Raw genomic sequence first — 25928 nt, forward strand, 5'->3', positions numbered from 1 at the left:
ACTGATCAGCCCAGGCCAGCCCACCACCCACTGATCAGAAAAACCGCCCCTGGACAGGCGCTGCGCGCGCTGGGGGTGCAGTGGGCGTGACATACCCGCCGACGGGTGCCTGAGCTGGCCGGGTGTCCAGAACGCGGAGAGACCCCGAGCTACACAGGCTCGGGGTCTCGTGCTGTCTCGCAGGCGGGCAAGAGGGTCGCCATCTCGCGCCGTGTGTCAGCGGCGTTCGATGGTCTGTCCCCTGGTGACCGCCTTATTGCGTGGGGGCTTACCTTCGTTCCTCTTCTCCGTGCCCACGAGAGCCGGGTTGGCGAGGGAGTCAGTGAGGCTGGGCGGAGGGGGAGGCGGGGGCGGGGGCGGGGGAGGCGGGGACTGGTTCCCCTGGTTCTGTGCGCTTGTCATGGCCGCCAGTGTGCAGCACGAGACTGACAGTGGAGAGGCAGATCCCGGCGGCGACGGCAGCCAGGGCGACCGTCTAGCGCTTCGTCTTCCGCTGGTGCATGCGGTCGTTCTTCTCGAACATGCCCACCCGCGTTCCAGCGAGAGCCCCCAGGGTCGCGCCCTTCGTCGAGCGCGCGTAGGTGTCCAGGACCTCCCGCGGCTTGATGTCCTCGTACTCGACCAGATTGAAGACCGAGATGCCGAAGGCGATGGCAACCGCGTATGCCGCGAAGGCTGCGGCACCGGTGTACGGCTCGAAGCTGCGGGAGGCCAGGAACTGGGCGGCTGTGGCGGCGAAGCCCACCAGGAAGATCGCCTTGGTGTCTACCTTCGCGCCCGACTCCGACTGCCGTGCCAGACGCGCCGCGAGTTCGCTGTTGATCAGCTCCAAGGTCTCTTTCTGATCCTCGAGCTCCTGCGGCGTCATCGTCATGTCCTGAGCGTACGAAACGAGGGGCGTCCACTCATGGTGCGTCGGTGATCCGCAGCGCGACCAAAGCGAGCTGGGTGCGGGTGGGTCGGTGGGGCTACGAGTGGAGAGGTCATCTGCCGATGGTGCCGTGCGCCTCTGACAACCCGTTCCGGGAGGGTGGGCTCTCGGTGGTCAAACACGGGCAGCAGCGGGGCACGCGCGCCGACGGCTCTGGCCTCCCGCTTGGTTACACCCCGAACTGGCTCATCAGATCCGTGCACAGTTCGTCAGCGCTGCTGCGTCCTTCGTCATCTGCTGCCGCTGGTGAGAGCACGGTGTGGGCCGGTTGGACGCGGTGGGGCCGGCGGGCGTACGGCGGTGTGCTTTCCGGTCCGTCGCCCCAGGTGGAGGTGCGCGGCGCCATGGCTCTGGGTTTTTCCGGAGAGATGATCGCCGCTGTGAGTTGCAGCGTGCTGTCCAGACGCAGCTTCCTCTGCTGCTCCTGAGTTGTGGCGACGAAGTCGTAGCAGCACGCCGTCACCAGGCGTTCGGACACCAGGAGGTCATCGTCCTGGCCGGGGGGCTTCTCGCTCTCGCGGATGAAGGACAGGTTGGCGGCCATCACCACGGTGCCGTCGTAGTGCAACTCGGTGATGACCTCTCGGTTGATGGGCGACTCGAGGTTGTTGCACACCCAGCGGCGCAGGCCAGGGCGCGGGTTGAGCAGGGTGTTGTCGCCCATCCCGACCAGGGGACCGGGCACCAGGCCTCGCGTCTGCAGAACGCGGGCTCGCGTCTTGGCAGCCTCCAGGACCTCCCGTGCCTCATCCCGGCTCATCGTGTATGTACCGCGCGGCAGGGGCCGCTGCGGCCGTGAGACCGCGATGAACCATGCCGAGGGCGCGCAGGCGTGCGCGGCGATGGTCTGAGCGGTGAAGTCGATGTGCCGCTGGAGTTCTTCCTCTGCCCGGCCGACGCGGGCGAAGCGGTCGCGGTAGGCCCGCTCGATCTGGTGCTCTGCCATCCAGGCGGTGTGGTCGTTGTCCCGGTAGGGGACGACCGCGGTCTGCTGTTCCTTGTCCCGTGCCGCACCGCCGTAGACGAAGTGCGGTGCCATCTCGCTGGCCGGCACGTCGACGACCAGGACCGTCTTCGTCCCGTCGGTCAGCTCGAATATGTCCAGGTCCGGCAGGTAGGGCTGGACATGGTTGCGGATCCACTGGGCGTACTGCTGCCGGTTGACCTCGTCAGGGTCGATGCCAACCAGGGCGGTCGTCCTGTCCTGGACACCGAAAATGATCAGCCCGCCACGGGTGTTGGCCATGGCGGCGACGTCCTTGGCGAACTCGTTCCACCGGCCGTCCCTGGGCGGCTGAGGAAGCATCTCCTTCCAGTCCAGGTCGTCGGACTCCTCCAGGTTGTCCGCCGCGGCCTGGCGGACCATATCGAAGGTGAGAGGCCCAGGCGGGCATCCGAGGTGCTCGTGGAGTCTTGTCCATGTGCGTGCCATACGCGGAAGCGTAGAGGGCGCATCGACCTCTGTCAGAGACGCATTTCCCTGCGATGGCGGGCGGTGATTAACACTCCAGGAAACTGATGGATCATCCTGAACAGGAAAGCCCCGGTACTCACTCGAAACACATCGGGCGCCGCTGCTGTCTGGCAGCCTCCCGGACTCGGCAAGGGGCGAGAACCGTTTCCGCCGACGTCCCGGAGGCCGTTGTGCTGTTCCATCTGCTTCACTACCTGACCGACCTGACGGCCCACGCTGCGCCCGACGGCGAGGCCCTGACGCTGCTGCGCAGCCTGACCGGCACCGCCTACGGGACGGCTCGCCTGGTCCGGCTGCTGCGGCGTCCCGGCCGACACCGGGACTTCCGGGTGGTAGAACCGGGCATGACCTTCATAACGCCGGGCATGGCCGCTGCCGGCATCAAGGCCACGGGCAGCGTGGCCAGCGCTCTGATCGGACGGTACCGGCCCACGGGTGTGCCTCGGCTGGGCAGCAACGAGGACCGCGCGGAGGCCTACCGGCGGCTGCTGGACGCCTCCGCCCGCTCCTTCGGCTACGCCTACCAGTTCGCTCATCTCCGTCGTGAAGCCGGACGGGCGGCGAACAAGGTGTTGCTGGGCCAGTTGCCCCAGGCGTGGGAACTCATCGGCGCACTGCAGGGCGTACGGCTGTGCGGCAGCCTGCACGTCATCGCCGCCGCGGAGACCCTCGTTGCCGCGACCGGTGACCTGGACTTGAACGAGCGGAATGCCGACCGCTTCCAGCAGCAGGCCGAGGCCGTGGTGGCCGCCCGTGATGCGTTCCTGGACGTCTGCCGGGAAGACCTCGCCTACACCGCCCGTTGGTGGCAGGTGCGTCGACGGATCAAGGAGCGCCGCTTCCTGCGCGAGCAGGCCGAGCGTTGAAGTGCCGGCGGTGGCGCCGTGTCACCTCTGCACTCGCACGGAGAGGCACCCCGCCTGGGTGAAACTCCACGTGACGGCGAACCCTGACAGCCTTCAGCGCGTCGTGCCGGCCATGGAGCCGATCAACGAACTGCATGCGAGGGAACCCGGGTTAGTCGTCGTCGACGTCGCAGCCGCCGACGACCGCACCACCTTTGCCTTTCAGCAGGCGCCCCCTCGGATGTCTGGCTCTGAAGACCACGGTCGAAATGGTGGAGGAGTGGCGCCGAAGCGCCTCCCCTTGCTGTCTCTCATCGTCGGATGAGGGTCTGGTTTCGGACGGGTTCCGAGTGTTCGCCCGAGCGGATGGGCGGACCGAGCCTCGCTGTGGAGCCCGTAGGGCTAGGGCGTAGAGGTATCGGCACTTCTGGGAATCGGTGATGGGATCCGGCCGTGCACCCCGAGCGCCCCTGACACGCTCCGTGCACTACTGGTTACGTAGCGCGTGCATATTCCCCCTGGACGCTGAGCAAGGGATGGGGCACGCCATGACTGACCAGATCACCAAGACCGCTGAAGAAAGCCAGGTCACCGCAGAGGAACGCCTGGAACGGCTGCGGGCCTCTTTGTCCGGAGCACGGGCCCAGACCAGGGGCGGCCGAAGGATGCAGTTGAACCAGCCGGGCAACATCCTGGCGGGGGCGATGATGCACGCCGCCGCCCGCCAGGAGCAGGACCTGGAACTCACCGACCTCGAACAGCAGCTGCTCAACCTGCTGGGCCAGTACCTGCCCGAGGAGGAGATCCCCGCGTTCGGCCGCGTCTACCGTGAGGCGGCCGCTCTGGGCGGCATCGACATCTTCCCGGAGCAGATCACCGGCCGGAGCATCGAGTCCGGCTACAGTCTCGCCGACTTCGCCGCCGACCTACCCGCCCTGAGCGAGAAGATCATGGCGCAGCCCAATGTGCGCGTCGTCGACGTCAGCAAGGTCGCCGAGGGCGAGACGTTCGACACCGAGGAGTTCACCGCGGCCGTGGGCGAGTACGGGCGCGGCATCACCTTGCACACCAGCTCCGCCATGGACGGCATGCGGGCCGCCCCGACGCCTGTACGCCTGCACCTGCACCAGTTCAAGTGCAAGGACGAGTCCAACGAGGGCAGTCCCGACGACGAGATCTACTGGGGGCTCAGCGCGGGCAGTGACACCGGCGTCAGGCAGTCGGGTCGCACCCGCACCTACACCAACATCGACGCCGGCGAGATGCATCGCATCGACAGCGGCACTTACCTCTTCAACGGCACCGTCAACCAGTACCTGACCGCGGAGGTCATGTGCTGGGAGGAGGACCACAGCGGCCCCGACTGGATGCAGGCGCTGCGCAGGGGGCTCGCTGACTTTGCCTATGCCGCCCTGGACCTGGCGGCCAGGCTCCAGGAGGCCGGCGGGGACGATGCCAAGCAAGCCGCTGGCTGGGTGGCATTTGCTGCCGTCGCCGCCGGCATCTTGGAGTGGATTTTGAGCTGGTGGACCAACAACGACGATTTGGTCGCGGAGCATGTCCTGGGTTACACCCGCGGCTCCCTGATCGAACAGAGCGTCCGGCCCTGGGGTGGGGAGCTGTGGTACGACTTCAACGGCGGCGGCAGCGAGGGCTGGCAGCACCTGTCCATCCGGTGCAGCGCGGACTTCCCGTCGGGCAGCACGTACGTCCACGGACCCTACTTGTGGAAGAAGTCGTGGCCCGAGCTCAAGGGCACGCCGTTCGAGACCGGCCAAAGCGGTCAGTTGATGGCCAACGTCCCCGGCAGCGAGACGGACGTGTACATCTTCAGGAACAGCGACTGCGCCGTCTTCATGCCGTTCCCGGGGTTCCTCAAGAACCGCGGCACGATCGCCCAATTTTTCCCCGGCCTGGTCGGCACCGACTTCACCGAGAGGATCCACTCCGCCTGCCGGGTCCCCGGCAGCAGCACGGATATGTACTTCTTCCGCCGCGAGCAGTACCTCCGCTACAACACCGCCACGCACAGGATCGTCAACGGACCCATGCCGGTCATGACCGGCTGGCCGGGCCTGGTCGGGGCGAGCTGGGGCAACATCACCGCAGGCACCCCCATCACCGCCGCTGTCACCGTGCCAGGCAGCAGCACCGACGTGTACCTGTTCCGGGGCTACGACTGTCTGCGCTATCACGCCTTCAACGAAAGGATCGTTGAAGGCCCCTGGCCCTCACGAGAGCGGTGGCCGGACCTCTTCGAGGTCGGAGGCTTCGAGAGGATGATGAGTGTCGACTCGGCCATCAACGCAACGTGGCCTCGCAACACCTTGACTCCTAGCGGGGTGATGCCCCTCATGACCTTCTTCCAGTGGGGCCGCTACGCCCACGTGGGACAGAAGCGGTAACCCGGCAGGTCGGGCCGTCCGGCTCGTGCGACGGGATCGCCTTGGCATGGTGGGGCCCGCTCAGCCCGCCACCGCCGCCAGAGGGATCGCATCCACGATCTCGCGGCAAGAATGCTCGGCACCCAACACGGCGAAGAGCCCGCACGACCGACAACGGTCGTGCGGGCGTTCGTCATGACCGGAAAGTGATCCGCGCACCGGATTATCGCGGCCGGGCTGGACGGCAAGGACGGCGGGGTGGCGTCGCGAGTTCTGATCCAGCACGGTGTGTCAACCGCCGAGGATTCCGTTCGGCAGGAGCTGGCCCACTACGTCGACGGCGGGAAGAGGGCCGACGGCGCCGAGGAGCCCTCCCAACAGCGGGAGCCCTCCCGCGGGCCCGGGTGCGGCCAGCATGTCGACGGCATGGGCCTGTGTGGGAGCCGAGAGAGCAGCACTCATCAGGATGACGGCGGTAATTGCGCGCTTGGTGTTTTCATGACTGCCGTAACGATCACACCGCTGCAAAGACACCGGGCGGCTCCGTGCTCATGGGCAAGCCATCGCGGGCAAGTCTGCGGGGCTGTCGACGTCGCGGCTCGAAACAAACGGCGCGAGCCCGCCGCGGGCCCGCACGTCGCGCGCCTCTTGATCACCACCCGGTGCGCCCCCACGTGGCCGGCGGTCACGCAGCGAGGGGCGGTCAGCGGTGGCTGATAGATCACGCCTCCTGCTTCCGGCGGCACGAGAAGTGCTCGGGCAGCCCTTCGGGTCCTGGAAGGCTTGCGGCCTGACCGCAGCCGAAGCGGCAGAGCGGGATCGCTTGGCCCGACGCGTCGACCGGAACCCTGGCAGCCTCGGTTTCCCGGGGGCGGGACTCAAGGACGATCGCGCGGCTGCCACGTCTCTGCTTCGGTTCAGCCCGCGCCTCCGAAGCCGGACGGTCCTCGGTGCACCTGTCGCGCCGGTCCCCCCGTCGTACGGATGGCTGGCGCTCCTTGTCGTCCAGGGCGGGCCCGTTCGCCTCGAGGTACTGCTGCCACTGCTGTGCGGGGAGCCAACCGTGGTGGCCGCCCCGCTGGAACGGGATCCGCTCACCGGCCGCAGCTTCCACGATGAACCGGGTGAGGGTCAGGCCGCCTTCCCCTGTGAAGGTGCTCGACTGATGGGCGGGCACGAGGACGCGGTGCCAGCCCCCGCAGTACCCGGCGTCGGTGGGGTTCTCCGGGTCGTAGGGCTTCTCCGGGCACCGGGTGAGCGCGCCGTTTTGGCTGCACTGGCCCTCCTCCAGGACGAAGTTGCCGTCCTGGACCGCGATGGGGTTCTTCTGCACGCGGATGACGGAGGCTGGCAGGTTGGGCGTGCGGACATAAGGGACGGTGCCGATGGCTGCGTGGTCGGGGTCGGCGAAGTCCCAGACCGACTGGACACCGCCGCGGCGCCGGAACCCCTCCCGTGCACGCATTGCGCGGGCCGTCTGGGGGCTCAGCTGAGGCTCGTAGCCCAGGACGATGCCGTTGGCGCCGTTGATGCGTACATCGAGGCGCGCGTGCCCGTCGGCGGTCTGCGACTCGATGTCGGCCGGGAAGCCGTGATCTTCGGAGTCCTTCGCGACGCGTTCCTTGCGGGCGAGGTGCTCGTCGGACTCGTGGCTGATGGGCTTCTCCCCGGGTTTCCTGTAGTGGGAGGCAAGCCATACGCCGTCACGCTGGACGAGGTACATGGCAACGCGCCGACCGCGGAGGTCCCGGCAGTCGGGGCAGATGAGCCCGCGCTTTTCGACGGGGACACGTCCTCGCATGCGCAAGAGCACGTTCAGGAGGTCTTGACCTTGCGGGACGCCGAGGTCGGAACGGTCCAGGTCGAGGTTGCGGCCGGCCGGTTCGTAGTAGACGGGGTTCCGGAAGAGGTCTTCGTCGCTGTCGATCTGAAGGTCGTCGTCCATCGGTACTCCCCGCAGCCGCCACGAGTAGGACCCACAACGCTACGGGGAGGGTCTGACAAACGGCACTGAACTGCGGAAACAGGGCGCACTGAGAGACACACGGTGGCAGTGGGCCCACAGCGGGCCAAGTCCGCCCAGCGCCCGCGCAGGCGGGAGAGGCACGCGCCACCCTGGGGGCCATCGACTAGAACCCTCAGAGACTCCAGCGGCTCGTACCGGGACGGACGGGAAGCGGATCAAGGGGCATCGCGTACGCCCCCGCTACGGCCCTACCGAACGACCTCAACGGCCGGCTTTTCCTCAACGTCTTCCTGATCAATGAAGAGCAGGCGACCCGCCGTGCGGACCCCCGTGCCGCTCCCTGCGCCCGCCGGCAGCCCCGGGGCAACACCGCCGGTGACCAGGGTGTAGGCGCGAGCCAGTTCCACCAGTGCCGTGGACGCATGTCCGGCTGACTTGTCCGCGACGTGCCGTGCTTCCTGGCCGATGGCCCTCAGGAGTGCGTCACGGGCTTCTGCGGCGGCAGGTACGTCGGTCACGTTGTGCAGCGCCGGGATCTCGACCGATTCGGTCACCTGGATGCCGCCGTGTTCATCAGACATGGTCCCCTCACTGGCCGGCCCACTGCCGACCCGTGTGGATCTTCCCACGCGGAGTGTCACCACACCGTCACTCTGAACAGATCGAGGCGCCCACGCCCTACAGAGTGTCCATCACCGTGCGGCGGGCGAGAGGCCGTGTCGGCCCCCGGCCTGCCGCTCGGGCCCGTTGAGCAGTGCGGGGCCGCCGCCGGCTCAGGTAGCGGCTCCGCGCTGCACACATCATGTCGCCGCCCTCGGTGCGACCAGGCGTCGGCGTACACGGCGCCCCGGAGCAGCCCACGCGCGTGTTCAACAGGAGCTTCCAGTGCCGGTCCCGGCCCAAATGAGCAGCCTGCCCTCCGGCTGGCGCACGAGTCGGCCATCCTCATCCATTCCTGGCAGGTCGAGGTCTGGAACGGACCATGCTTGCCTGACCGAGCAAGTGAATACGCGAGTGGGCGACTCCATCCACCTCCCCCGTCGACACCCAGCACGTGACTCCGGCGCCCAGGCCATGTGTGCCTGGTCGCGCGGACCGATCCCGACGAACGGGAAGGCGCTCTTGGACCTACCGGTCTGGCTGGAGGCCCGCCCTCGGTCCACTGCCTGTCGGGGCCGGCTGTCCCAGCCCCCCGAATACCGCCGGGCGACCAACTACGCCGGCGATGGCCCAGCACCCCTGCACTGGCTGCCCGCGTGCCGGTCGAGCTGATTCCCCATCGGGTTGATCGATGTGGGACTCGTGGTGCTGTGGGTGCCCCTAGCCTGGGAGAAACGTCAGGGGCCGACCTCAAGGGGTACGTATGACCAGCAACGAACCACAGACCGCCCCCGTGGACACCGGCGAGGGGATCCAGCAGATTCCTGCCGTGATCCCGGCGCGCGAAATACCCGGCGCCACCGACGCCCGCGATGCCCTGCTGCGGGCCATCGGACAAGAAGCACAGCACGTGGCGGACAAGTTCCCCGGACAGTCCTCCAAGGCATTGGAGGAACTCGCCCGCGCGTACGCGCTCGTGACCCACGGCGTCACAGTGGGCGATGCCGCCCAGACCCCCCAGGCCCGGGTGAGCTCGTTTGCCGACTGGGTCCAGAGCAGCTGAGCGTCACCGGCTCGGCTCACCCGCCGCCCGTAAGGCCAGCGCTCCCCACTCGCCGCGCTGGCGAAGCAAACCGCTCCGGCCTGACCCGGGCCACTGCTCGTCGACGCCGCCTCTCCTGTGTCCAGCGGGAGGAGCAGCGGCGCGCTTGACAGTCAGGGCTCCTTCGGGGGTGCGGCGTGCCCGCCACCATCGCAGGCGGCGGGCACACGTGAGCTCGCAAAGGGGTGTGGGACTTAGCCGAGGCGGAAGTGCTGGTTGGCGCCTTCCACGCACTCCCACTGGACGAGCGCGGCGTTGTTCTGTGTGCTCACGCCGGACACGGACAGGCACTTGCCGCTGTGGCGGGCTTCGATGGAGAAGTAGCCGCTGTCCTTCTGGACGAGCCGCCATTCCTGGTTGGTGCCGTTCACGCAGTCCCACTGGACCACTTTGGCGTTGTTCTGTGTGCTCACGCCGGACACGGACAGGCACTTGTCGCTGTGCACGGCACTGATGGTGTAGTAGCCGGCGCTGGTGGCGACCAGCTTCCACTTCTGGTTCGAGGCGTCCACGCAGTCCCACTGGACTGCGGCGGCGTCATTCTGGGGGCTCGCGCCCGCGACCGAGACGCACTTCTGACTGTGGCGGGCGACCAGTTCCGCGGTGAACGTGGCAGCGGACGCTGTGGGGGACATCGCGCCGGTCAGCAGACAGGCCGATACCGCAGCCGTCGCAGCCAAGGCATAGCGCTTCATGAATCTCCAACGCTGGGAGGGACTTTGACACCCTCAGTGAACAGCCAGTGACACACCGTGAGAGGGGTGAGTATTGCCAAACCCCCTAAAGGGATGATGAACACAAGGGACGGCATACCGGGGTAAGCCAGCGACCGCCTACCAGAGTCGAGGGGTGGCGTCCGTGGTCAGCTGCCGAGTAGCACCACAGCATCCAGCGAGACCCGCCTCGGGGTCCGACGCGCCGACTTCGACCACATGGTCCGGCTCGGCTGGGCCGGCTCCCCGCAGTCGATCGAGGTCCGCTTCGGCACCAGCCAGGCCGGAGCCGTCGACGTCGCGCTCCACACCACGGCCTCCGTCGACGCGGTGCCCGCCGACCACCCCAAGGTCGACTGGGAGCAGCCGCGCGCGGTGGAGAAAGGCCGGCGCTCTCCGCTCGCCGCGCTGCGCCCGGATTCGGCGCCGGCGCCCGCGTAGTCCTGCTGCGGGTGCAGCCCTCCTCACCCGGGCCGGTGGTCGCGCCGGGTGCGAAGGGTGGTCACACGGCCTGGGGGCGCGCGGCCTCCAGGCGGTCCAGGCGTTCGTAGAGGGCACGGACGAGGCGGGCGCGGTTCTGGACGCAGCGCACGGTGCCCTCGATCGCCGTGGACAGCCGGCCTTCTGCCTCGCGCAGGACGACGTCGGCGAGCGCCCGGGGGCCGCTGTCCTTGGGCAGCTGGTCGGCGCGACGGCGGACGTCGGAGGCGAGCGCGCGGGCGTGGCCGGTGAGCTGGAGGGCGATCTGCTCCAGGTCGCGGGCGGTGAGGGTGTCCTGGTCGGTCCACGCGAGGACGGCTTTGACGAGGCACTCGTACGGTTCGCGATCGAGCGGGAGCCCGGCTTCGATCAGGCCGTCGGGGTCGTACAGGACCGTGTGCCTGCTGGTGTGCATGGCGGGCCTCGCTGCCGGGAGCGTCATGTGCGGGTGGCCGGCGGTCACCGCTGGGGGTCCTCGCCGCCGCCGGGCCTGTCGTCCTGGTCCTCGCCCTGCTGACCGAGGAACCGGGCGAAGCCGCGGTCCGCGCGGGCCAGCAGGGCCGGAGAGGGGACGCCGTAGGCGGGCGACTGAAGGCCGCGGCCCTCCGGGCCCGGGGCGGTGGAATCAGTGTGTGCGCGCATGGAGGCCCCGCCCTTCCGGCTGGTGGTCCGTCGGTGCCGTCGACGCTACGCACCTACAGTCCGCGCTCTCAACGAAGTTGCGGAGAATTGCGGGACTTCACTCCAGGGCGTCGATCGCGGCCCGGATGAGGGCGCGGGCGGCGTCGCCGTAGACGGCCATCTCCGCGAGGCCGGCGAACGCCTTGGCGTAGTCGGCGAGCTCGCGCGGCTGCGTCACCTTGATCTCCGCCGTCAGCGTCTCCACCACGGCCATGGTGTCGTCGTGGACGTAGAACGCCTCCAGCGGCCACACGGTGCGCTGCGCGGTGAACGGGATGATCCCGAGCGAGACGGAGGCGAGCGGCATCACGGCCAGGAGGTGGCGCAGCTGCCCGCGCATCGCTTCGGGGTCGGCGGTGCGGTAGCGCAGGACGGACTCCTCCATGAGGACGACGTAGCGGTGGCCGCCTTCGTAGAGGAACCGGGAGCGGGCGACGCGTGCGGCGACGGCTTCGGCGACGTCGTCGGGGGTGCCCTGGAAGCGGGTGATCTGCTGCATGAGGGCGGTCGCGAACGCAGGGGTCTGGAGAAAGCCGGGCGGCACATTGGAGAGGTAGACCCGGCAGTGACGGGTCTGCTCATGGAGGGCGAGCCAGTCCTCCTGGACCTGTCGCATCCCGTTGCGGTGCAGCCGTCGCCACTCCATGTACATCGAGTCGACCGCGCGAGCGGTGGCGATGAGGTCGTCGGCCTGGTCGTCCGCGCCGCACGCCGCGCACCAGGTGCGGATGTCCGCGTCCGAAGGCGCGGCCGCGCCCTTCTGGATGCGGGTGGTCTTCGCGGGGTGCCAGCCGCACCGGGCGGAGAGTTCCTTCCCGGTGAGGCCGGCATCCTTGCGCAGGTGCTGCAAGCGCACGGCGAGCGCCTCGCGGGCCGCCTGAGCGCTGGACGAGGGGGAGGCGGTCGTCATGAGGTGCGTGGCCCTTGGGTTGTGCGTCGGTCAGATGCGGTAGTCGGCGTGGTCGGTGGCCAGGTCCCACACCGAGCGGAACGCCTCCACGCACAGCTTGACCGCGCTGGGGTCGTCGGTGTGGTCGGGCTCGAGGGCCTGGCCGTCACCGGAGAACAAATTCCAGCGCACGATGCGGTCGTCGATGAGCCAGAAGTCGTTGCCGGGCAGGGCGAGGGTGGAGGCGCGGCGGCGGGGCAGCCAGCGGACCTGTTCGCCGGCGCGGAGGTTGGCGTCGGTGATGGCGTGCTCGAAGCGGATGTAGTCGGTGACGGGTTCGGAGACGATCCGGGCCCGGCGGACCTTCACCCCGCGGGCGACGGTCCGCTGGACCAGGGGCAGCCACCCGCTCCAGTAATCCGAGTCGTCCGCGGGCACGCTCCCGTCCCGCAGGAAGGCGTCGTAGACCTCGCGCTCCTCCCCCACGGCGTACACGTCGCGGAGCTCCAGGTGCAGGGCGTGGGCCTGGGCGGAGTCGAGCAGCTCCTCAAAGCTGGGTGCCGGCGGCCTCTGCGGCATCGCACGCCCTCCTGATCTGCTCCACCATGCTGAGCGGGATCCGGACGATCCCTTCGTCCTCTGCGGGCGGACTGTCCTGACGGCAGGTGGCCCGGGTCGCCGGGTCGGCGAACTTGCCCTGCAGAACCAGTTCCGGGCCCTGGGCGGCGTCGGTGTCCACCCACACCGCCGGGCAGTTCCCTCCGCCCGAGTTCGGGTCCGTGCCGAAGAAAAGTAACGCCATGATCCCCTCCGAAGCGAGCCAGTTGCGAGTAGTTGCGCACCGACCGTCCCGCAGGCCGGAGCCAGCGTCAAGGGGCGCTCACGAGGGCGGTGAAGCAGCGCCGAACAGAGGCAGTCGCCCGGTCGTTCGCGGCTCCACAGCGCGAGAAGACTGATCGGCTCCTTGCCGGGGCAGCGCTATCGACGAGACCGCGGCGCGAGCTGGCCTATGTCCACTACGTTTTCGATCACCCGCTGCCACCGGAGGACCGCATGGCCGACGACACCACCCAGGGCACCGCGAGCTTCATCTCCGAGATGGGCGTGCTCAAGCGCGTCGCACGGACCGGCTGGTGGTTCACCGGCAACAAGCAGCCGGAGTCCGTGGCGGAGCACTCCTTCCGTGTCGGGGTGATCGGCTCGGTGCTCGCCATGATGGAGGGCGTCGAGCCGGCCCGGGTCGCGCTGATGTGCCTCTTCCACGACAGCCAGGAGACGCGGGTCGGGGACATCCCGCACATCGGCCGGAAGTACATCAAGGCCGCCCCGAACGGCGAGGTGACCGCCGACCAGGTCGCCAACGCCCACCCGGCCGTGCGCAGCGGGGTGCAGAGCGCCGTCGACGAGTACGAGGCCGGCGAAACCCCGGAGGCGATCGTCGCCCGCGACGCCGACAAGCTCGAATGCCTGGTCCAGGCGGTCGAGTACCGGGAGCAGGGCTACAGCCTCACCCAGAACTGGATCGACACCAGCCTCGCCTCGCTCAAGACCCCCTCCGCGAAGGCCCTCGCGGATGCCGCGCTGAGCATGGACTCGCTCCAGTGGCAGAAGAACTTCCTGCACTGATCAGTTCCAAACAACCGCTGACCCGCGCCCTGCTGGGGCCCACCCGCCAGCACGGGGTGAGCCCCGGCACGCACCCAGCGCGCCGTCGGCAACCTGGAGGCGGAGGAGACAGGTCAGGAAGCAGCGAGCGTCGTGACGGGCCTGGAGGCCGAACGCGGACCCCGGCGTCCCGGCATTTTTGCCGTCACCGGTGCCTCGCCCTCCAGGGCCTGTTCCTGTGTCTGTGCTCCCTTGCTGCGGCGCAGCACCGCTTGGGCGTACAGGCCCTCCAGTTCACTGGCCTGAGTGCGCAGGCTGTCGGGTGTCGAGCCCGGATAGTCCTGGAGGATCTTCCATCCGCTGTACCAGTGGGCGCTGTCGACGCTCGCGGGAAGGACCAGGGCGGCGGCTTCGAAGGCGGCGAGTTCAGCGAAGCTGCCCTGTCTCTCCTTCGAGAGGGAGGCCAGCTGGATGCGGCCCGGGCAGCCAACCGGGAACTCACCCGCGCGCTGAACCATGGGGCTTAGGTCTCTGGTTCAGTCGAGTTGAACCGCTGACGTCACCACGCGGCGTTCCCGGCGGCCTGACGGCCGCCGGGAACGCAAGCAGGATCAGCCGCCCGCTCAGAGGGCAACGACGTTTGCGGCGCTTGGTCCCTTCTGCCCCTGCTCAACAATGAACTCGACCCTCTGGCCCTCATCCAAGGTTTTGTAGTCATTGCCCTGAATCGCCGAGAAGTGGACGTACACGTCCTTGGACCCGTCGCTCGGCGCGATGAAGCCGAAGCCCTTCCCCGCGTCGAACCACTTGACGATGCCGGTCTTCTTGTCTGACATGGGCTCCCCATTTCTCGGTCTCAGGCCAGCCGAAGTGGCCCACTGCGACGATCATGCCCCCAAACAGACGGCACCTCACCCGAACGGTGAGATTGCAGCTGGCCTCTTGCAGCAGCATCTGCCCGTGGCGAGTCCGGAGCATCTGGGGACAGGGCAGGAGGGGCGGGGCTTACGGGGCATGGACTGCATCTCGCGTACCTGGGGAGTGATGATGTGGTCACATGCCGTTATGGGATGATCCAGGCGGGTCGGCAGCGTGCCGGACCAGTAAGGGGAGAGAGACATGCCTGAGGAGCAAAATGGCCGGGCCCTTCTGAAGGAGCCGACACGGCAGCTCCTCGACGTCCGGGAGTAACCCAAGGCGCAGGGCTCCTTTTCGTGCCAGGTCCCAAGGCCCCGGTGCGCTCTCTAGAGCTGGTTGGTGATCTTGACGCTCACCGTGCCCCTGCTCTCCTTGTCTTTGCCGGAGAGGGGGACGGTGATGTCCGTCAGGCCCTTTTCCTTGACGTAGTCGAGCGAGATGTGGGTGTCGGCGACGAAATCGTCCTCGCCCACGTGGTCGTGGTCCCATACCGCGACGCGTAGATAGCTGCCGGCTGCTTGCGGGCGGAAGGTGAAGGGTTCGTCTTCCCAGCTGGCGGTCGAGACGTTCCTCCGCGTTGTCGTCGTGTGCGTCTCGGTTGCCGGGAGGGTCGAGAGGACCGCGTAAGCATCGATCGTCCCGGTGAGGTCCTCGTACATGCCGTTCCGGTCGGGGTCGACCTTGGCTGCCATGACCGTGACGCGGAGGTTCGGGGCCGCTTCGACGCGGGAGTTCGCATGGAGTGTGGTGGGTGCTGCGGCACAACAGAGCAGGGCCGCGATGCCAACGAACGTGTGACGGTACTTGCCGGTAGTCATGCCCCGCTCAACGACACCAGGGCACCTCAGTCACCCCCGCTGAGCACCTGGGCTGCCCGGCGGAGGACACAGCGCAGACCCACGTCGTACCGGGACCTCGAGGACGGCGGCGTGGAGGCGGCGGAGTACCGGGTATGGGTCCGGGCTCCCGACCATGTGCGGCCGGTCAACGGCGTCGACTACGACCAGGTCGCCACCGAGCACCTTCCACAGGCGCCCACGTCGGTGGTCCGCGAAGTCCTCGGACAGCGCCGCCCTTCGGGCTGGGTCCTGGCGAAGGTCCGCGAGGACCGGGGCCCGGCGCGGGGTGTGCTGCACGCGCCGGACTGCGAGGAAGCGCCGCAGGGCGCGCCGCTGAACGGAGACGAGCAGCTGCTGAACGGCCGCGTCTACGGCGCGGGGCACGACGACCCTCACCCCGACCCGCCTCCCCGAACGAGCCGCTGCCCGGGGCGGTGCTCGATGTGCTGGAGCACGAGGACGGCTGGGTCGGACACGTCCAGCTCGTCACCGGACAACCGGCGAGCGACATCGACAAGGCCGCGGCCGCCATCGAGGACGCCTTCGACCTGCTGCTCGGGTCGGTGGTGGTCGATTCCGGCGGCAGCGGCGCGGAGATCTGGGCCTTCCAGCGGCCTTCCGCCGCTCGCCATCACCGGCGTCGGCCGATGAGCGTCAGGCAGCGCGGGCAGCTGGACGACGACGGCCTGTTCGACGGCAACAGGTCCGAGTTGCAGGACTGGGCGAACAAGTACGCGCGTCTGGAAGGCGATGCGCGAGGGCGGCACGGTCGACATGGAACGCTTCCTGCGGCTCCTGGCCCGCCTGGAGGCCGGGCTGATCGACGCCGCCCACTACGCCAAGCACGAGGTCCTCGTCGGGATCGTGGAGAAGGCCGGCCTGCCGTACGAGAGTCTTTCCGAGGACGTCGCCGAAGCGATCGGAATGCAGCGGCCCCGCAGCTCACGCTGACGTACCGGTACGCGCTCCGGGCCCGGTCCTCCGGTGGGAGGGCCGGGCCCGGCTGTTTACGGTGGGGCCGTGACCTCGCCTTCCGACGACGCAGCCGAGCCGGTGCCGGTGCGGGTCGTGCTGCCCGCCGACCCGGTGCGGCGGCGCGCAGGGCCGCGAGCGATGCCGTCCTTGACGATGACGGTGCTGGCTCGCCCCGTTGCCGTCGGGGTGAAGCCGGGGGCCTAATCGGTGGTCGGGTCGGCGGCCACCAGGGCGTAGGCGCGGGCGAGTTGTTCCAGCGCGGTGGACGCGTGGCCTGCGGACTTGTCCGCCACCAGCTGGGCTTCGGCGGCGATGGCCTGCAGCAGTGCATCGCGAGCTTCGGATGCGGCCGGTGTTCGGGACGCGCTGATGCTGGCCGGGATCTGCTGGATCCCCTCGTCGGCAACGAGGTTGGGCTGTTCCTCGTTGCTGGTCGTCTGGCTGGATTCTTCCTGCTTGACCTGCATCGTCCTGGGCTTGATCTTGTGCTGGACCTCTGTTGAGGTGCTCATAAGGGAGGGCTCCGTTCGTGGCGAGGGTGGGTGGTCCTTGGCGAGTCTGGCATGCAGAGCGTTGTGACGTCCTTACATTGCGGAGTCGGTCGAGTGCGACGCAGCAAGAACGGGCCGCAGGCCAGGGAAATAGCGCAGGGTCTGAATACTCACTCTTCACCAGTGGGACGGCAGCGTGGAGGCGGCGGAGTACCGGGTGTGGGTCCGGGCTCCCGACCATGTGCGGCCGGTCGACGGCGTCGACTACGACCAGGTCGCCACCGAGCACCTTCCGCAGGCGCCCACGTCGGTGGTTCGCGAGGTCCTCGGGGAGCGCCGGCCTTCGGGCTGGGTCCTGGCGAAGGTCCGCGAGGGGCGGGGCCCGGCCCGCGGCGTGCTGCACGCGCCGGACTGCGAAGAGGCACCCGAGGGAGCGCCGCTGCTCGATGTGCAGCGGGCCCTGGACGTCGCGGAGAACCCGGGGACGCAGCTGTGCACGCTGTGCGGGTGCGCTCAGGAGCTGACGCCGCTGCTGAGCGGCTTCGACCACATCAGCGACTCCTGACCTGCCTCCTGCGGGCCGTACGGGTGACTGTGCTGGTCACCAGGGGTGCGAGGGCCGGACTATGAGGGCTATGAGCGCAGACGAGCCTGATGTTCCGTCGACCGACTTCCAGCCGGGTGACTCCCTCACCGGCTCCGCCTGGCCGGGCATCCTGGCCACGGCCGTGCCCGTCGCCACGGCGGTCACGGTGGCCGGGCGGGTGGCGAAGGCGCACATCGAGCAGCGCGGCGCGACGGAGCGGACGGCCATCGAGCAGCGTGGCGCGACGGAGCGGACGGCCATCGAGCAGCGTGGCGAGACGCAGCGCGCGGTCATCGCTGCCGAGGTCGAACGTGAGCGGATCCGCCGGCCTCAGCTTCCGGCCGGCGACGGCGACGCCGCCTGAACGCTCCGGTCCGTGTCCGTGCATGGCCGGGCTTCGCGGCCGCCGCTACTCGGTGGTGTGCTCGGGGTCCGGCAGTTGGGGCGGGAAGTGGCGCTCCAGGATCTCCACCCACCGGTGCAGGACCACGAAGCCGGTGGTGTCGGCCTGCGCCTGGACCAGTTCGGTCAGGGCGTCGACGAACGGCTGGGCGGGGCTGTCCGGCGGCAGGGTTTCGGCAGCCTGCTTCAGCCGCTCGTGCACGGTCGGGAAGAGCTCCTTGGCCCACTCGTCCTGTTCCTTGATACGCCGGGAGCCTGCCTCCAAGCTGATCTGCATGACGGTCCACTCCGGACAGTCGGAGGTGTGCCAGATCTCGTACGGCGTGCCGCCCGCGACGCGGACGTTCTCCCGGGCGGGGCCCGCTATGCAGTCCGGGCACAGTTCGCCCGGCGTCTCCGCGAAGCCGTTCTTCATCTTTTCGCTCCCTCCGCCTGGAAGGTCACGAGCCTGCCACGGACGATCACGCGGTGACCAGGGCTTTGCCGCAGCGGCACCCAGCTCGGTGCCCCCACGGTATGGCCATCAGCCGGGGCGATCGTCCAGGGTGGGGCGATGAGTGCGCTCCGACCCGGTGACATCACCGACGAAATGATCCAGGCCATGGACACGGCCAAGCGGCAGGGACTGCAGAAGGACCTGCGCGCCCTCGCCGCCAACATCCGCGCCGACGCCGGAGGGCGCTACGACAGCGCGGAGCCCGGGTGGCGCTCCGGTGTCGAGTGGACGCTGCTGTGGATCGAGAACACCGCCGCCCAGCTGACCGAGGGCAGGCCGGGCGCGGGTGCCGGCGGCCGGGGTCAGGGTGTGTCGCCGGAGTAGTAGAAGCGGCACACCACACCCGGGCCGCTCGATGGGCGCGGGTCGTCGGGGAGCGGGTCGTACAGCGCCCGGCCGCCGGGCCACCGCCCCAGCTCGGTCATCAGGGCGACACCGTCGTCTATCTCCTCCGGACGCCAGCCCGTGATGTCGAGCAGCAGCCCGTCCAACGGCCCGCCCACGAGGGCGGCGTACGTCTGGTGCGGCAGCGGGCCCGGGTTGGGTTCATCGTGGTCGCGGCCGTACACCCGGCCGCGCAACAGCTGCTCGTCATCGGCGTTCATCCGGCCAGCCTCCCAGCCACCGCCGACAGCGGAAGGCCGGCGGCGCCCGACAGTCCGGCCTGTCCCGTCCTGCGGGAGGGTGCGGGGGTGCCCTCCCGCAGGACGGGCGTCAGGCGCAGGGCAGACGGTCCGAGACGGGCCAGTCGATGCGCACCCCTCGGCGGATCAGCGCGGTGATGCTGTCGACCTGGCACGTGGGCGGCTGCTCCTGGGTGAAGCGGCGCAGCGCCCGGTGCACGCCGTCGCGCAGCTGGCCGTCGGTCATCGTGGATGCCTGCTCCTGCAGTTCGTCGAGGAGCTGCCCGGCGCGGGCAGCGCGGGACAGCGCGGCGTCGGCGAGCGGCCCTTCGGCGAAGCCGTTGCGTACGGACAGGCCGGGCTCGATGAAGGTCATGGTGACGGTCCTTTCTGCCCGGCCGCGCTGGTCTCCCGGGTGGAGACGCGGTCGCGGGACCGAGCGGGCGGGAACGTAGAGCACCCGCCCCGTTAGCGTCGCGTCGCGGCGACCGGCCGGGGCAGGCGCGGTGTGGGCCAGGCCGGCTCCCACCGCCAGGCCGCCCACCGTTCCGCCTGCGCGAAGATGCCGGAGCGTTCGGTGAGCATCGCCAGGACCTCGCCGCGGGCGGCGTCGACGGCCCGGTGCTCGGTGTCGGAGACGATGCCGAGGCGTCGCACGTGGGCGTACTCGTCTTCGTCCTTCCACTCCCAGTGGGTGAGGTCGGGCGCGACGACCAGGTCCACGGTGAGGTCGAGGGTGTCGAAGCCGGCCTCGGTGCGGCGGGTGGGGTGCTCGAAGTTGACGTACCAGTTCCGCAGCCTGCGCCCGTCACCGTCGGGGACGAAGAAGGCGTTGACGCTGAACCAGGACGTGGGCGGCTTCCACAGCAGCAGGTCGGTCTCCTGCCACACCGCGCCCGCGAACTCCCACTCCCCCGTCGCCATCGCGTCGAACGCCTCCGTGCGCACCGAGCGGTCTCCCTGCGCGTACAGGGCGGGCCATCGGGCCTGAGCGCCGGGTGCGCAGGCGGTCACCAGTGCCTCGCCGGTGTCGTCGACGACACGCAGCGCCTGCTCACTCCACACCCATCCCGACCGGTGGACATCGCGCCGTACGACCGTCTGGCCCGTCTCGAATCCGCGCACCGCGTCCCCTTCTCCGGTCCGAGGCCGTGATGCCCGGCCCGGCTTGCCCACCTCAGCCCATCCCGGCCGGGGTGGGCAAGCCGCCATCCGAGGGTGGCTTGCCCGCGCTACCGCCGGGCTTGCCCAGGCTGCCCTTGGGCCTGCCCGCGCCTACCGGCGACGCCCGAACAGGCCGCGGCCCTTCTTCGCGTCCGCTTCTGCCGCCTCCCGCGCCGCGGCTTCCTCCGCCTGGCGCCGCGCGGCCTGCTCCGCCTGCACCTGTTCCCAGTGTTCGTGCAGGCACGGTTCGCACAGCTCACGGTGCTGCTGCGCCGGGTGGTGCCGGATCGAGTCCCAGCGGTCGTCGGTGAACTTCGCTCCGCAGCGCCTGCACACGGGCCGCTGCGCCTCACGGGCCGCGGCTTCGCGCTCCTTCTGGCGCTTGCGGGCCTGCTCCGCCTGCACCACGTACAGCCGGTCGCCGTCGGGGTTGTCCAGGGCCTCCGTCAGCGTCTGCCACTCATTGCGCCCGAGCCTGCGCCACACCTTCCCCGCCGCCCCATCCGGATCGGCCGTGATCCGCTCCAGCTCGGTGACGACCACGGGCACCGCCTGGTGGTAGTCGACGGCCGTGATGCCCCCGCCCGCGTACTCGGTGCCGGCGAAGTAGGTACGGGCGTCCTGCTCCAGCCGCCGCATCCTGCTGGCCCGCTGCGCCTTCGTCTTGCCCGTGAACACGAACGCCACCGGCACGTAGCCCTCGCGCCCGGTCGCCGGGTAGATCCGCGACCACAGCCGGAGGTCGTGCACCCTCGCTCCCCCGAAAGCGCGGGCCACCCTCTCGCGGTCCTTGTCGGCCTTCGGTGCCAGGAGCTCGAACCAGTCGGTGTACCGGCGCAGCTTGGCGACCAGGTCGTCGACGGGCTCGTTGACGCGGTCGACTTCCAGGAGCATCGCGGGCACTCCGGCGTCCGGGGCGCGCATCGTCAGGTCGGCGTACTGGGTGTAGCCGTACGGGAGTCGGTGGGCGATCTCGGTCTGCCAGGACAGCGGCGTGCCGTACCCGGCGCCGGTGAGGACTGCGGCGGTCATCGTGACGGCGGCGGCGTGTTCGTCGTAGCCCTCGCCGGTGATCGGCTCGCCGTCGTCGTCGAACTCGAGCTTGCGCAGCGAGGAGACCCGGACGTTCCCCGGCAGCAGCTGCTTGGCTTCCTTGTGTCCTCGCTCGGTGAGCACCCACAGCTGGTGGTTCGACTCCAGCCGCGTCTCCACCCGGACCTTCCCGTCGTCCTTGAGGGCGTTGAGGGTGTCCCTCGTGATCCGGTCGTGCGAGTCTCCGGGGCGCAGCATCCGCCACAGGTGTTCAGCGGTAGCCCTCTGGAAGATCCCGAGAGCTTTCAGCACTTCCTTCTTCCGGGTGTGGGTTGGCTTCCATGTCTGCTTCAAAGGCTTAGAAGGGTTGTCGAACGTGCCGGGGGTCCTGTTCTGTGGGGCTGACCTGCGGATTCGCGCCGGGCAGACGAAGCGGCCGTGGAGGGGGCGATGGAGGGGCCCGTGGAGGGGGCCTGCGGGACCTGGTCGACGTCCTCGGAAGGCCGGGGACCGAGGGCGGCGCGGTCCTCGTGGGCGGGGTCGGGCGTGGGTTCGGTCGGCACGGTGTCCTCGGTTTCTCCGGCCTGCGGGCCGGGTCGGCGGTCGTCCGGCCCGTGCGCGGATCTGCGCACGGGCCGGGGCCACCGTGAGGAAGCACCCCTTGTCCGCTGTCTGACGGCCACCGACAACAGCCGTCCGATTCCTCCTTGACCGCCCCTTGCAGTCCGAGTTTGTCCGTGACCGGAGTCACGTCCGCACCGCGTCCCGGAGCACGGCCTCTGTCCACAGGGCCGGACGCGCACCGTAGGGATCGGCCGGGCGCACCAGGCATCCGGCCAGCGAACAGCAAGGAGCCGTCATGGAGACGACGTCGCCCAAGATGCCCCAGCTCGCCCCGGAGCAGATCCTTCGGGCCGCCGACTACGTGGAGCTGGTCTGGCAGGAGCAGGGCACCGAGGAGGAGAAGGCCGCGCTGGCGGAGTTCCACGCCGACGGCCCGGAGCTGGCGCGGCTGATCGGTGAGTTCGGTGCGCTGCTGCTGGCCGACTACCTCACCGCCGTGCCCGATGAGCACGCCGACTGCGAGTCCGCGTACGTCGCCGGGAAGCTGGTGACGGTGGCGAGCCGGTACCTCAAGCGGTGGTGCCTCGCGAGCGGGGCCGGGGCGCACACCGCGTGGATCGCGGCCGGGTTCCTGATCGAGTGCATGCAGGAGGTCGACCAGGTCGGCCAGTTCCTCGCCGACATCCGCGGCAACGTCGGCGCGGGATTTCGGAGCGGCTACGGCCTGAGCTGAGCGGGAGGCCGGCGCCCGGCGGGCGACGCGCGCCACCGCACCGGATATCCGGGGCGCGTGGCGCGTGGCGCGTGGCGCGCGGGGGCAGACCGGCGCGCGGTGCGTTGAGTTGCGGACGATGTAACGCACTTCCCCACTCGGTGGAGCGCACCGAGTGGACTCCACCCGCATCCGGTGGCCTCCACTCTCCACTCGGTGCGGACGATGTCGTGCGCTTCCACTCGGTGGAACGCACCGCGATGCGGCGGTGCACGGCATCGTCCGCGTCGCGCACCGCCCTTACGGACGGTGACGGTGTGCGGTGTGCCGGGAGGGAGAGATCTCTCCTCCGCCGCCGGGCATCAAGGGCACGGTGCGGGGCGTCTCCGTGGTGGTAGCGGAGTGTGTCAAGGGAAAACGTCGAAGATCACGCGGAAACTCGTAGGTGGACAAGGGTTGATTTCCACCCGATGGGCTGGATGGATCCGCAGCGGCACACCTGGTCAAGGGGGTGTATCGAGTGCACCGCATCCGATGCGCCGTCACTCTCTGTACGCGCATTGGGTGGCGCGTGCGGAGTGACGGCCACTCCGGTGCGGTCGGCGGGAGTGCGGTGCATCGTCGGCCGGCGCACCGGTGCGTCTGATGAACCGCACCGGTGCGCTCGATGGAACACACCGCGCGCCGGGGTGCCTGCACTCCCCCACCGGATGGAGCGCACCGAGTGGAGTCCACCCGATGCGCTCCACTGTGGTCTCCACTCTCCGGGTGGCCTCCACTCCCCCGTCCAGCGGTCCACGCACAGGGCGCGCGGTGGAGTCCACCGTGGCCACTCATCCCCGGCGGCGGCCCCGTCCGGTGCGCCACAGGTTCGGCCGGCCACCGGGGTACTGCCGTGAGCGGGAACGGCGCCGGACGGGCGGCGGCTTCGGTGACGGGTGCAGCTCCGCGACGCGCAGCCGGGCCGCATCAGCGAGCTGCTCCAGGCGCTCACGCTGCTCCGGCGAGAGGGACAACCGGACCGGTTCAACCATGCGGGCCTCCGTAGTCGGGTGTGGTCTTGCACCCTCGCCCCTGATTGCTTGTCTTCGTACCCGGCGCGGTCGCCTCGCGGAAACCGGGGGCTGCCGTTCAAGCCATACGGTGTCTAATTTCCTGATAAGTGGGTCGATTCTCCTCCGGAGGGCTGTCGTCAGCTCTAACGTGACGAGGACGCTGACCGCTGAGCCCAGGGAGTGTTGATGAGCAGTCATGACGCCGGATCCGCCACGAGCCCCGCACCAAGTCCGCGCTCCGCTGGGGTCGCGACGGGGGGCGTTCTCGTGGCCGCTGGGTGGGACAGCGACCAGCAGGTGTCGGGAATCCTGGAAGCCGCCGAGGGCAAGAAGATCAGGGCCGTGTCCGCCGGCAACGGGTTCAGCCTGGCGCTGACCGAGGACGGCACGCTCCTGGCCGCCGGAAACGACAGCTCCCAGCAGGTGTCGGGAATCCTGGAAGCCGCCAAGGGCAAGAAGATCAGAGCCGTGTCCGCCGGTAACAGTTCCGCTTTGGCGGTGACCGAGGACGGCACGCTCCTAACCGCCGGAGAGGGCGTGGAGCCTCTCGCGAGGGCTGCTGCGGGCCAGAAGGTCACCGTCGCATCCGGCGGTAGCGGATTCGGCCTTGCGGTAACCGAGGACGGCACCCTGCTGGCCGCCGGGAACGACAGCTCCCAGCAGGTGTCGGGAATCCTGGAAGCCGCCAAGGGCAAGAAGATCAGAGCCGTGTCCGCCGGCCTCGGCGAGAGCGCGGCGCTGACCGAGGACGGCACCCTGCTGATCTCCCGGGCGTGGCACGGGCTGGCGGAACTCGCACAGGCTGTCAGCGACAAGCGGGTCGTTGACGTGTGTGCGTACGGTCCCAGGGCCTTGGCAGTGACCGACGGGGGCACACTCCTGGCCTTCGGGGCTCAGGAACACCAGGAGACAGAGGGGATCCTGCGGGCCGCCGAAGGCAAGAAGATCATGGCTGTGGGCGCCGGCTGGTACCTCAGCCTTGCGGTGACCGAGGACGGCACTCTGCTGGCCGCCGGGAACGACCGCTTCCAGCAGGTGTCGGGAATCCTGGAAGCCACCGCAGGGAAGAAAGTGACAGCCGTGTCCGGCGAAGAACACGTCCTGGCCATCGTGCAAGAAGCCGACCAGGACTGCGGACCGCTCAAGCCCCGGCAGATCTGCGCGTCGCTGCACGCCTCCGGCGATCCGCAGGACGCGTACGCCTTGGTACTGAAAGTCGCAGACGAGCAGCAGGTACTGACCTCCGGGGGGCCGTGCAAGGCCGTCGACACCCAGAGCGCCCAGGCCACCCACGTCATCGTTCGGCGCGCGGTCACCTCGCAGGATATCGCCAGCGGATCGGCGTACTTCACCTACGACCAGACCACCGGCGTGGTCGGCATCGACACGGCCAAGAGCCAACTGCCTGACCAGCTCACCTACCAGAGATCTGACAGCAACCGGTTCACCTTCACCTGGACCCCCTGACCCAAGGCCTCTATGCGGCCACCCACCCCGGTCGCAGTACCTGCTTGTGTTCTCCCACCCGGCGGGAAGGACCCTGGACCGCGCTTTTGCGCAGGTCAGCGTCGGAGGTCGATGGGTTGGTGATCAGCAAAGCGGAGGTCCGCTCGGGTGCGGGTGGCGGTACTACTTCCGGGGCATGATGGTCGGTGACGGTCACAGGCCTGCGGACAAGGGCCGCGCGCCGACCGTCCGGCCCTTCCTCCTGTGGTGCCAGACCACCAAGCTCACCCGGCGTTTCCGGTTGCCCTCGCCGCCGACCCGCCGGGCGGCCCCGCTTTCCCAGAACGAGCGCCTCGACCTGCTCGGTCGGCTCCTCACCGACAACGACCTGCCACTGCGAAGTCGGGTCGCCGCGGTCATCGTCCTGCTCTATGCCCAACCCTGCAGTCGGGTCGTCCGGCTGACCATCGACGACGTCGTCCACGACAACGACCAGGTCCTGCTGCGGCTCGGCGAGCCGCCCTCCCCGGTCCCCGCACCGTTCGCCGAACTTCTCCTGTCCTGGATCGACAACCGGGACAACATGAACACCGCAACGAACCGCGACTCTCCCTGGCTGTTCCCCGGTCGACGCGCCGGCCAGCCGCTGCATCCCTTCGCTCTCGCCGAGTTGGTCAACGACCTTGGTGTCCCTGCGACCGCCAGCCGGGCCGCAGCGATCCGCCAGCAGGTCCTGGACATGCCGGCCCCCGTCGTCGCCGATGCCCTCGGCTACCACCAGGTCACCGCGGCGCGCCTCATGTCCGAGGCCGGAGGCACCTGGAGCCGATACGCCCCCGGCGATCACACACGGTCGCCGGCAGGATGGACTCCGCGGGGAACTGGCGACAGCTAAGACTGTGTCCTACATGGTCAGTTTGAGGAACCGCTTGTAGCAGCAGAGGGCGGATGCCAG

General features: G+C 69.3%; 33 protein-coding genes and 2 pseudogenes. 14 read left to right on the forward strand and 21 right to left on the reverse strand.

All coding sequences use genetic code 11. The features are described 5' to 3' along the window. Positions 1-475: 475 nt before the first annotated feature. Together IE109_RS31555 and IE109_RS31560 are read right to left on the reverse strand one after the other, a co-directional pair. Complete coding sequence (locus IE109_RS31555; RefSeq protein WP_229891818.1) at positions 476-874, reverse strand: hypothetical protein; 399 nt, start codon at positions 872-874, stop codon at positions 476-478. A 226-nt stretch (positions 875-1100) separates the two neighbouring features. Beyond that, a complete protein-coding gene (locus IE109_RS31560; RefSeq protein ID WP_189554789.1) occupies positions 1101-2297 on the reverse strand; it encodes an AlbA family DNA-binding domain-containing protein in 1197 nt (398 codons plus the stop codon). Positions 2298-2575: 278 nt separating this feature from the next. Between IE109_RS31560 and IE109_RS31565 the strand changes: the two genes are divergently transcribed. From IE109_RS31565 to IE109_RS31570, 3 genes are all read left to right on the forward strand, one after another. Continuing rightward, positions 2576-3271: a hypothetical protein gene (locus IE109_RS31565; protein WP_189554790.1), complete on the forward strand. Its 696-nt coding sequence runs from the start codon at positions 2576-2578 to the stop codon at positions 3269-3271. A gap of 112 nt (positions 3272-3383) precedes the next feature. Beyond that, positions 3384-3575: a DUF6207 family protein gene (locus IE109_RS33950; protein ID WP_308431416.1), complete on the forward strand. Its 192-nt coding sequence runs from the start codon at positions 3384-3386 to the stop codon at positions 3573-3575. A gap of 223 nt (positions 3576-3798) precedes the next feature. Beyond that, positions 3799-5655, forward strand: a complete 1857-nt coding sequence (locus IE109_RS31570) for a hypothetical protein (RefSeq protein WP_189554791.1) — start codon at positions 3799-3801, stop codon at positions 5653-5655. Positions 5656-6355: 700 nt separating this feature from the next. Here IE109_RS31570 and IE109_RS31575 read toward each other — a convergent pair. Next, positions 6356-7579 (reverse strand): hypothetical protein, encoded by a 1224-nt coding sequence (locus IE109_RS31575; RefSeq protein WP_189554792.1) that lies wholly within the window; start codon positions 7577-7579, stop codon positions 6356-6358. 269 nt (positions 7580-7848) lie between these two features. Further along, positions 7849-8181 carry a hypothetical protein gene (locus IE109_RS31580; RefSeq protein ID WP_189554793.1) on the reverse strand — a complete coding sequence of 111 codons (333 nt, stop codon included), beginning with the start codon at positions 8179-8181 and terminating at the stop codon, positions 7849-7851. A 782-nt stretch (positions 8182-8963) separates the two neighbouring features. On the opposite strand from IE109_RS31580, the gene IE109_RS31585 reads away from it, so the two are divergent. Beyond that, complete coding sequence (locus IE109_RS31585; RefSeq protein WP_189554794.1) at positions 8964-9263, forward strand: hypothetical protein; 300 nt, start codon at positions 8964-8966, stop codon at positions 9261-9263. Between the two features lie 233 nt (positions 9264-9496). Here IE109_RS31585 and IE109_RS31590 read toward each other — a convergent pair whose 3' ends face one another. Then, positions 9497-9982: an RICIN domain-containing protein gene (locus IE109_RS31590; RefSeq protein ID WP_229891820.1), complete on the reverse strand. Its 486-nt coding sequence runs from the start codon at positions 9980-9982 to the stop codon at positions 9497-9499. A 252-nt stretch (positions 9983-10234) separates the two neighbouring features. Here IE109_RS31590 and IE109_RS31595 point away from each other — a divergent pair, with 252 nt between their 5' ends. After that, on the forward strand, positions 10235-10456 hold the full coding sequence (locus IE109_RS31595; RefSeq protein WP_189554795.1) for a hypothetical protein: 222 nt from the start codon (positions 10235-10237) through the stop codon (positions 10454-10456). Between the two features lie 61 nt (positions 10457-10517). Here the strand turns inward: IE109_RS31595 and IE109_RS31600 are convergent, their stop codons facing one another. From IE109_RS31600 to IE109_RS31620, 5 genes are all read right to left on the reverse strand, one after another. Beyond that, a complete protein-coding gene (locus IE109_RS31600; RefSeq protein ID WP_189554796.1) occupies positions 10518-10910 on the reverse strand; it encodes a DUF6415 family natural product biosynthesis protein in 393 nt (130 codons plus the stop codon). Between the two features lie 44 nt (positions 10911-10954). After that, a complete protein-coding gene (locus tag IE109_RS31605; RefSeq protein ID WP_189554797.1) occupies positions 10955-11137 on the reverse strand; it encodes a hypothetical protein in 183 nt (60 codons plus the stop codon). A gap of 97 nt (positions 11138-11234) precedes the next feature. Further along, positions 11235-12086 (reverse strand): helix-turn-helix domain-containing protein, encoded by an 852-nt coding sequence (locus IE109_RS31610; protein ID WP_189554798.1) that lies wholly within the window; start codon positions 12084-12086, stop codon positions 11235-11237. A 30-nt stretch (positions 12087-12116) separates the two neighbouring features. Beyond that, a complete protein-coding gene (locus IE109_RS31615) occupies positions 12117-12644 on the reverse strand; it encodes a DUF6879 family protein (protein WP_189554799.1) in 528 nt (175 codons plus the stop codon). Continuing rightward, entirely contained in the window at positions 12613-12867 is a 255-nt protein-coding gene (locus IE109_RS31620; protein ID WP_189554800.1) for a hypothetical protein, read from the reverse strand. Before IE109_RS31620 ends, IE109_RS31615 begins: the two co-directional genes overlap by 32 nt. Before the next feature lie 251 nt (positions 12868-13118). Between IE109_RS31620 and IE109_RS31625 the strand changes: the two genes are divergently transcribed. Further along, positions 13119-13691, forward strand: coding sequence for an HD domain-containing protein (locus tag IE109_RS31625; RefSeq protein ID WP_189554801.1), 573 nt, complete (start codon positions 13119-13121; stop codon positions 13689-13691). Positions 13692-13804: 113 nt separating this feature from the next. Here IE109_RS31625 and IE109_RS31630 read toward each other — a convergent pair whose 3' ends face one another. The 3 genes from IE109_RS31630 to IE109_RS31640 form a co-directional block, all read right to left on the reverse strand. Beyond that, entirely contained in the window at positions 13805-14188 is a 384-nt protein-coding gene (locus tag IE109_RS31630; RefSeq protein WP_189554802.1) for a hypothetical protein, read from the reverse strand. Positions 14189-14293: 105 nt separating this feature from the next. Further along, the gene (cspE, locus tag IE109_RS31635; RefSeq protein WP_189554803.1) at positions 14294-14506 is read right to left on the reverse strand and encodes a transcription antiterminator/RNA stability regulator CspE; all 213 of its coding nucleotides are present in this window, start codon (positions 14504-14506) and stop codon (positions 14294-14296) included. 408 nt (positions 14507-14914) lie between these two features. Beyond that, positions 14915-15406, reverse strand: coding sequence for a C2 domain-containing protein (locus IE109_RS31640; protein ID WP_189554804.1), 492 nt, complete (start codon positions 15404-15406; stop codon positions 14915-14917). An 84-nt stretch (positions 15407-15490) separates the two neighbouring features. On the opposite strand from IE109_RS31640, the pseudogene IE109_RS33540 reads away from it, so the two are divergent. Beyond that, positions 15491-15760, forward strand: a pseudogene (locus IE109_RS33540) (DUF6233 domain-containing protein); the annotation flags it as partial. A 59-nt stretch (positions 15761-15819) separates the two neighbouring features. On the opposite strand, the gene IE109_RS31645 reads toward IE109_RS33540, so the two are convergent. Next, entirely contained in the window at positions 15820-16203 is a 384-nt protein-coding gene (locus tag IE109_RS31645; RefSeq protein WP_189554805.1) for a hypothetical protein, read from the reverse strand. Between IE109_RS31645 and IE109_RS31650 the strand changes: the two genes are divergently transcribed. Beyond that, entirely contained in the window at positions 16178-16378 is a 201-nt protein-coding gene (locus tag IE109_RS31650) for a hypothetical protein (protein WP_229891822.1), read from the forward strand. The genes IE109_RS31645 and IE109_RS31650 overlap by 26 nt on opposite strands. A 224-nt stretch (positions 16379-16602) precedes the next feature. On the opposite strand, the gene IE109_RS31655 is transcribed toward IE109_RS31650, so the two are convergent. Further along, complete coding sequence (locus IE109_RS31655; protein WP_189554807.1) at positions 16603-16914, reverse strand: hypothetical protein; 312 nt, start codon at positions 16912-16914, stop codon at positions 16603-16605. Between the two features lie 166 nt (positions 16915-17080). Here IE109_RS31655 and IE109_RS31660 point away from each other — a divergent pair. Both IE109_RS31660 and IE109_RS31665 read left to right on the forward strand, forming a co-directional pair. Next, positions 17081-17458: pseudogene (locus IE109_RS31660) on the forward strand (DUF6233 domain-containing protein); the annotation flags it as partial. A 70-nt stretch (positions 17459-17528) separates the two neighbouring features. After that, positions 17529-17843 carry a hypothetical protein gene (locus tag IE109_RS31665; protein WP_189554808.1) on the forward strand — a complete coding sequence of 105 codons (315 nt, stop codon included), beginning with the start codon at positions 17529-17531 and terminating at the stop codon, positions 17841-17843. A gap of 45 nt (positions 17844-17888) precedes the next feature. On the opposite strand, the gene IE109_RS31670 is transcribed toward IE109_RS31665, so the two are convergent. Continuing rightward, the gene (locus tag IE109_RS31670; RefSeq protein ID WP_189554809.1) at positions 17889-18296 is read right to left on the reverse strand and encodes a hypothetical protein; all 408 of its coding nucleotides are present in this window, start codon (positions 18294-18296) and stop codon (positions 17889-17891) included. A 138-nt stretch (positions 18297-18434) separates the two neighbouring features. On the opposite strand from IE109_RS31670, the gene IE109_RS31675 reads away from it, so the two are divergent. Further along, positions 18435-18701, forward strand: a complete 267-nt coding sequence (locus IE109_RS31675) for a hypothetical protein (RefSeq protein ID WP_189554810.1) — start codon at positions 18435-18437, stop codon at positions 18699-18701. On the opposite strand, the gene IE109_RS31680 is transcribed toward IE109_RS31675, so the two are convergent. From IE109_RS31680 to IE109_RS31695, 4 genes are all read right to left on the reverse strand, one after another. Then, a complete protein-coding gene (locus tag IE109_RS31680) occupies positions 18680-18982 on the reverse strand; it encodes a hypothetical protein (RefSeq protein ID WP_189554811.1) in 303 nt (100 codons plus the stop codon). The two genes, IE109_RS31675 and IE109_RS31680, sit on opposite strands and share 22 nt — an antisense overlap. Before the next feature lie 109 nt (positions 18983-19091). After that, entirely contained in the window at positions 19092-19376 is a 285-nt protein-coding gene (locus IE109_RS31685) for a hypothetical protein (protein ID WP_189554812.1), read from the reverse strand. A gap of 92 nt (positions 19377-19468) precedes the next feature. After that, positions 19469-20125, reverse strand: coding sequence for a ribonuclease FAU-1 family protein (locus IE109_RS31690; protein WP_229891824.1), 657 nt, complete (start codon positions 20123-20125; stop codon positions 19469-19471). A gap of 150 nt (positions 20126-20275) precedes the next feature. After that, complete coding sequence (locus IE109_RS31695; RefSeq protein ID WP_229891827.1) at positions 20276-21508, reverse strand: replication-relaxation family protein; 1233 nt, start codon at positions 21506-21508, stop codon at positions 20276-20278. Positions 21509-22055: 547 nt separating this feature from the next. Between IE109_RS31695 and IE109_RS31700 the strand changes: the two genes are divergently transcribed. Then, the gene (locus IE109_RS31700; RefSeq protein ID WP_189554814.1) at positions 22056-22493 is read left to right on the forward strand and encodes a hypothetical protein; all 438 of its coding nucleotides are present in this window, start codon (positions 22056-22058) and stop codon (positions 22491-22493) included. An 812-nt stretch (positions 22494-23305) separates the two neighbouring features. Here IE109_RS31700 and IE109_RS31705 read toward each other — a convergent pair. After that, the gene (locus IE109_RS31705) at positions 23306-23506 is read right to left on the reverse strand and encodes a hypothetical protein (RefSeq protein ID WP_189554815.1); all 201 of its coding nucleotides are present in this window, start codon (positions 23504-23506) and stop codon (positions 23306-23308) included. Positions 23507-23824: 318 nt separating this feature from the next. Between IE109_RS31705 and IE109_RS31710 the strand changes: the two genes are divergently transcribed. Further along, complete coding sequence (locus IE109_RS31710) at positions 23825-24994, forward strand: hypothetical protein (RefSeq protein ID WP_189554816.1); 1170 nt, start codon at positions 23825-23827, stop codon at positions 24992-24994. Between the two features lie 175 nt (positions 24995-25169). Beyond that, on the forward strand, positions 25170-25868 hold the full coding sequence (locus IE109_RS31715) for a site-specific integrase (protein WP_229891829.1): 699 nt from the start codon (positions 25170-25172) through the stop codon (positions 25866-25868). Positions 25869-25928: the final 60 nt, after the last annotated feature.

Origin of the sequence: Streptomyces lavendofoliae (assembly GCF_014649735.1) — a bacterium.
Classification (GTDB): domain Bacteria; phylum Actinomycetota; class Actinomycetes; order Streptomycetales; family Streptomycetaceae; genus Streptomyces; species Streptomyces lavendofoliae.